Origin of the sequence: Streptomyces sp. McG3 (assembly GCF_018619185.1) — a bacterium.
Classification (GTDB): Bacteria; Actinomycetota; Actinomycetes; order Streptomycetales; family Streptomycetaceae; genus Streptomyces.
Window position 1 is genome coordinate 1 of the sequence record NZ_JAAXYC010000405.1, and the last position, 5,904, is coordinate 5,904.

Here is a 5,904-nt window from a genome sequence, read left to right on the forward strand (position 1 = left end):
AACCTGCCGAAGCAGGCCGGGGTATCAACATATCTGGCGTTGACTTTTGGCACGCTGTTGAGTTCTCAAGGAACGGACGCTTCCTTCGGTCCCGTATCACCGGGGCCCTCCGGGCGCTTCCCTTCGTTTACTGCTTTGTCCTGCTGTCCTGCGTTTCCGACTCTATCAGACTCTTTCGTGTCCGATTCCCGGTCGAAGCGGGTCGTGCTTTTCGCTTCCAGGTAATTCGCTTTCGCGTTTTCCCTTTCGGCGAGTCCGACTCTATCAGGCCTTTTCTGTCCCCCTGACCACGTCCTGCGGGCATGCCGAAGAAAGGTTCAAGGTTAGGATCTGGGCTTGAAGGTCGCCGCCGACCCCCGACTCAAAGTCGCGTTGGGGTCAGGCAGGAGTACGACAGTACAGGCCGCCGGGGATCGAGGCAAATCGTTTCTGGTGTACCCCTAGGTCCGCCAAGCGGTAGGTCTCGGGCGGAACCGGGACTTCATATGACTTACTCTGCTGAGCAGTACGCCGTCCCCCATCAGTCGCGGCGGCGACACCTGAATCTCCATCCCCCTGGGAGGCTCCCCATGACCAACGTGACGTCCCCTCTTGCTGGACGCGCCATCGGACTCGCCGCGGTTCCCGACCCGGTCTTCTCGGGCGCGATGGTCGGTCCCGGCACCGCCATCGACCCCGTACGTGAGCCCTCCGAGGCCGTGTCCCCGGTCGACGGCATCGTCGTCTCCCTGCACCCCCACGCGTTCGTCGTCGTCGACGCGGATGGGCACGGGGTCCTGACGCACCTCGGCATCGACACCGTCCAGCTCAACGGCGAGGGCTTCGAGCTCCTCGTGAACAAGGGGGACACGGTGACCCGCGGCCAGAGCATCGTGCGCTGGGACCCGGTCGCCGTCGAGGCCGCCGGCAAATCACCCATCTGCCCGATCGTGGCCCTGGAGGCCACCGCCGAGTCGCTCTCCGATGTCCGTGAGGACGGGGACGTGAAGGTCGGCGACCCGCTGTTCGGCTGGCAGTGACGCCCAGGGCGCAGTGACAAGCCAGTTGCACAACCACCGCGGTGACTCGGTCGCCGCACAACCGGAGACGGGTGAAATGGAGACAACGCTGCGAGGCGTCGGCGTGAGCCACGGTGTGGCCATCGGCGAGGTTCGGCACATGGGTACGGCGGTGCTGGAGCCGCCCGCCAAATCGATTCCCGCCGAGGAGGCCGGTCGCGAACAGGGACGCGCCAGGCAGGCGGTGGAAGCGGTCGCCGCCGATCTGATCGCGCGCGGCAACCTGGCCGGCGGCGAGGCACAGCACGTGCTCGAGGCGCAGGCCATGATGGCGCAGGACCCCGAGCTGATGTCCGACGTCGATCGGCGCATCGCCGTGGGCAGCACCGCCGAGCGTGCGGTGTACGACGCGTTCGCCGCGTACCGGGCGCTGCTCGCCAATGCCGGGGAGTACCTGGCGGGGCGGGTCGCGGACCTCGACGACGTGCGGAACCGGATCGTGGCGCGGCTGCTCGGTGTGCCGATGCCCGGTGTGCCGGACAGCGACGAGCCGTACGTGCTGATCGCGCGCGACCTCGCGCCGGCCGACACCGCGCTCCTCGACCCGACGCTGGTGCTCGGCTTCGTCACCGAGGAGGGCGGGCCGACCAGTCACAGCGCGATCCTGGCGCGGGCGCTCGGCGTTCCGGCCGTGGTGGCGCTGCCCGGCGCCGGTGAGCTGGCCGAGGGCACGGTCGTCGCGGTGGACGGCAGCACGGGCGAGATCTTCGTCGACCCGAGTGACGAGAAGCGCGCCGAGATGGAGAGTGCCGCCGCCGCTCGCAGGGCGGCGCTGTCCGCCTCGACCGGTCCCGGCGCCACGTCGGACGGGCACAAGGTGCCGCTGCTCGCCAATGTCGGTGGTCCGGGCGATGTGCCCGCGGCGGTCGAGGCGGGGGCGGAGGGCGTCGGGCTGTTCCGGACCGAGTTCCTGTTCCTGGACGACAGCAAGCAGGCTCCTTCCGAGGAGAAGCAGATCGCGGCCTACCGCGCGGTGCTGGAGGCGTTCCCCGAGGGGCGTGTCGTCGTGCGGGTGCTGGACGCCGGCGCCGACAAGCCGCTGGACTTCCTGACGCCGGCCGACGAGCCGAACCCGGCGCTCGGCGTCCGTGGGCTGCGGAGCCTGCTGGACCACCCCGAGGTGCTGCGTACCCAGCTGACCGCGCTGGCGAAGGCCGCCGAGGGGCTGCCGGTGTACCTGGAGGTCATGGCCCCCATGGTGGCCGACCGTATCGACGCCAAGGCGTTCGCGGACGCGTGCCGCGAGGCCGGGCTGCGGGCGAAGTTCGGCGCGATGGTGGAGATTCCGTCCGCCGCTCTGCGGGCGCGGTCGATCCTCCAGGAGGTGGAGTTCCTGTCGCTGGGCACCAACGACCTGGCGCAGTACACCTTCGCGGCCGACCGTCAGGTGGGCGCGGTGTCGCGGCTCCAGGACCCGTGGCAGCCGGCGCTGCTGGATCTCGTGGCACTGTCCGCCGACGCGGCTCGTGCCGAGGGCAAGAGCTGTGGGGTGTGCGGTGAGGCGGCGGCGGATCCGCTGCTGGCGTGTGTGCTGACGGGTCTGGGGGTCACCTCCCTGTCGATGGGCGCCGCGTCCATTCCCTATGTGCGGGCCACGCTGGCCAAGTACACGCTGGCGCAGTGCGAGCGGGCGGCGAACGCCGCTCGTGCGGCGGACTCGGCCGACGAGGCGCGCAGCGCCGCTCAGGCTGTGCTGTCCGGCGAGTAGCCGCGATCCCGTGGGTCGAGGAGGGGCTTTCCGCCGGGTGGCGGGAAGCCCCTCCCGCTATGTGGCCGCGGCGTGTCAGTGGTGGGGCTCCGCCGGGTCCGCTCCGATGTCGAACCCCGCGCAGTACTCCACGCCGGATTCCGGGGAGACGGGCTCTCCGGTGTCCGCGTCGGTGCAGTAGGCGTTGAAGACCTCGCCCGCGGTGAGCGGGGCGAGGGCTCCGTGGGCCAGGCGCCAGCCGTGGACGCGGTCCGGGCCGGCGGGGGCGCTGGTGCGCAGGACGACTCCCCCGCGCGATTCCAGGGCGATGGCCACCGCGAGGACGGTGGCGAACTCCGCGCCCTCCGAGCTGTCGAGGCGGGCCGGTCCCGCGGTGTCGCGGTGGGTGTGGAGCACGGCCAGGAGTTGGTCGTTGTCCGTCGGGGTGCTGCACACCAGGTGGTGGGTGCCTGGTCCCGCCGCTTCCAGCAGGCGCGTGAGGAGGTGCGAGGCGCGGTCGAAGGCCGCGCGTCCGATGTCCTGGCCGCAGTCGGCGCAGGTGCCGAGGTCGGCGAGGAGGAGGGTGGCGTACTCCCAGGTGGCCTGGCGGACCGCTCGGGAGACGAGGACGGGGATGAGGTCGCTCAGGCGTTGGCCGGTGTAGGCGACCGTGGCTCCGGCGGAGGCGATCTCCGCGGTGAAGCGGCTGCGGCTGGCTCCGGTGTCGGCGTCGAGGCCCGATTCGGCGCAGAACTCCGCGTAGTCCTCCGGGTCGAAGAGGGCGACGGTGGTGTGCACGCCTTGGGCCGCGAGCGCTTTGAGCAGGGCTTCGACCTGCTGGAGATAGACGGTGTAGTCGTCGAAGGCGAAGGTGCGGTAGTGCCGCATGGCCGCGAAGTCCTGTGCGTCGGTGAGGAGGCCGATCGTGCTGGGTGCTTCGCGGCGCAACGTGCGTCGCATGGTGGCGCTGTGCTTCGTGTGGTGGGTGGTGCTGTTCTCGGTGTGGCCGGTCTGCGCCATGTGTCCCCCTGTGCGCGGTGAATCCTTGCTCACTCAGCGTAATCAGGGGGACTGACAAGCGGGCTGCCCAGCGGCCTAGCGGCGTCGGTTCGCGGCCAGTTCGGCGTAGAAGTGGAGGAGGTCGAGGTTGTCGACGGAGCCCGGATTGACCGCCTTGGCCAGCTCGGTTCCCTGGAGGAGGCGCTTGACCGGAACCTCGATGCGCTTGCCGGTGAGGGTGTGCGGGATGGCGGGGACCTCGATGACCTCGTCCGGTACGTGGCGCGGGGAGAGGTTCTCGCGGATGGTCCGCTTGATCGCGTCGCGCAGGTCGTCGTCGAGGGTCGCGCCGTCGGCGAGGTGGACGAAGAGCGGCATCCAGTAGCCGCCGTCGGGTTCTTCGAGGCCGATGACGAGGGATTCCCGGATCTCGGGGAGCCGTTCGACGGCCTCGTAGATGTCGGCGGAGCCCATGCGGACGCCCTGGCGGTTCAGGGTGGAGTCGGAGCGGCCGTGGATGATCACCGAGCCGTGGTCGGTGAGGGTGATCCAGTCCCCGTGGCGCCAGACGCCGGGGTACATGTCGAAGTAGCTGTCGTGGTAGCGGCTGCCGTCGGGGTCGTTCCAGAAGCGGATCGGCATGGACGGGAGGGGGTTGGTGACGACGAGTTCGCCGACCTCGCCGATGAGGGGTTCGCCGGCCGGGTCCCAGGACTGGAGGTCGGTGCCGAGGCAGGGTGCCTGGAGTTCGCCGATGTGGACGGGAAGGGTGGGGACGGCCCCGGCGAAGCAGCTGCAGACGTCGGTGCCGCCGCTGACCGAGGCGATCCAGAGGTTCTCGGCCACCTCGTCGTGGAGCCAGCGGAAGCCGTCGGGCGGGAGCGGGGAGCCGGTGGTGGCGACGCACTGGACGCGGGAGAGGTCGAAGTCGCGGCCGGGGTGGATGCCGGCCTTGCGGCAGGCCATGACGTACGCGGCGGAGGTGCCGTAGAGCGTCGCGCCGGTCTGTTCGGCGACCCGCCACTGCGCGCTGACGTCCGGATAGCCGGGGCTGCCGTCGTACAGGACGACGGTGGCGCCGGTGAGGAGGCCGGAGACGAGGAAGTTCCACATCATCCAGCCGGTGGAGGTGTACCAGAAGAAGCGGTCCTCGGGTCCGAGGTCGCAGTGCAGGCCGATCTGCTTGAAGTGTTCGAGCAGGATGCCGCCCTGGGACTGGACGATGGCCTTGGGCAGACCGGTGGTGCCGGAGGAGTAGAGGACCCAGAGCGGGTGCTCGAAGGGGACCTGTTCGAAGACCGGCTCGGTGTCGGCGGAGGTGAGGGCGGCCCAGGCGAGCGCGCCTTCGGGGGCGTCGGTGCCGAGCAGCGGGATGTGGACGACGGCGCGCAGCGTGGGCAGTTCGCGGCGGAGCTCGGCGACGGTCTCGGTGCGGTCGTGTTCCTTGCCGCCGTAGCGGTAGCCGTCGACGGTGAACAGGACGACGGGTTCGATCTGCTGGAACCGGTCGAGGACGCTGCGGGCGCCGAAGTCGGGGGCGCAGGAGGTCCAGATGCCGCCGACGGCCGCGGTGGCGAGGAAGGCGACGACGGCCTGGGGGATGTTGGGGAGGTAGCCGCTGACGCGGTCGCCGGGGGTGACGCCGAGGGCGCGCAGTTCCGCGGCGAGGGCGCCGACCTGGCGGCGGAGGTCCGCCCAGCTGACGGGGGACTGGGTGTGGGTCTCGTCGACGTACAACAGGGCGGGGGTGTCGGCGCGGGCCGGGTCCTCGGCGGTGCGCAGGGCGTGTTCGGCGTAGTTGAGGGTGGCGCCGGGGAACCAGGTGGCGCCGGGCATCGCACGGTCGCCGAGGACGCTCTCGTACGGCGTGGAGAAGCGGATGTCGAACCATTCGGCGACGGCGCGCCAGAAGGTGTCGAGCTCGTCGACGGACCAGCGGTGCAGGGCCGCGTATCCGCCCTCGGCCGGTGCGCCGTACCGGGTCGCGGCCCAGTTCTGGAAGCGGGTGACGGCCGCCGCCTCGATGCGGTCGGGGCGCTGCGGCTGCGTTCGTACGGCGTCCCGGCGCCGCTGCGCGCGGGTGCGGTCTGCGCCCAGGTCCCGGAGCGGCAGGGCTCCATCCCGGTGGTGGACGCCCGCTTCGTCCGCACGGCGCACGCG

The 5,904-nt window shown here is 70.7% G+C and carries 4 protein-coding genes; 2 read left to right on the forward strand and 2 right to left on the reverse strand.

Translation table 11 applies throughout. From position 1 onward, the window contains the following. The first annotated feature begins 569 nt into the window (after window positions 1-569). Window positions 570-1,019 carry a PTS glucose transporter subunit IIA gene (locus tag HET64_RS35485; protein ID WP_018960637.1) on the forward strand — a complete coding sequence of 150 codons (450 nt, stop codon included), beginning with the start codon at window positions 570-572 and terminating at the stop codon, window positions 1,017-1,019. 76 nt (window positions 1,020-1,095) lie between these two features. Then, on the forward strand, window positions 1,096-2,766 hold the full coding sequence (ptsP, locus tag HET64_RS35490; protein ID WP_215111362.1) for a phosphoenolpyruvate--protein phosphotransferase: 1,671 nt from the start codon (window positions 1,096-1,098) through the stop codon (window positions 2,764-2,766). 75 nt (window positions 2,767-2,841) lie between these two features. On the opposite strand, the gene HET64_RS35495 is transcribed toward ptsP, so the two are convergent. Continuing rightward, window positions 2,842-3,765 (reverse strand): hypothetical protein, encoded by a 924-nt coding sequence (locus HET64_RS35495; RefSeq protein WP_215111363.1) that lies wholly within the window; start codon window positions 3,763-3,765, stop codon window positions 2,842-2,844. 75 nt (window positions 3,766-3,840) lie between these two features. After that, window positions 3,841-5,769 carry an acetoacetate--CoA ligase gene (locus tag HET64_RS35500; RefSeq protein ID WP_215111364.1) on the reverse strand — a complete coding sequence of 643 codons (1,929 nt, stop codon included), beginning with the start codon at window positions 5,767-5,769 and terminating at the stop codon, window positions 3,841-3,843. Window positions 5,770-5,904: the final 135 nt, after the last annotated feature.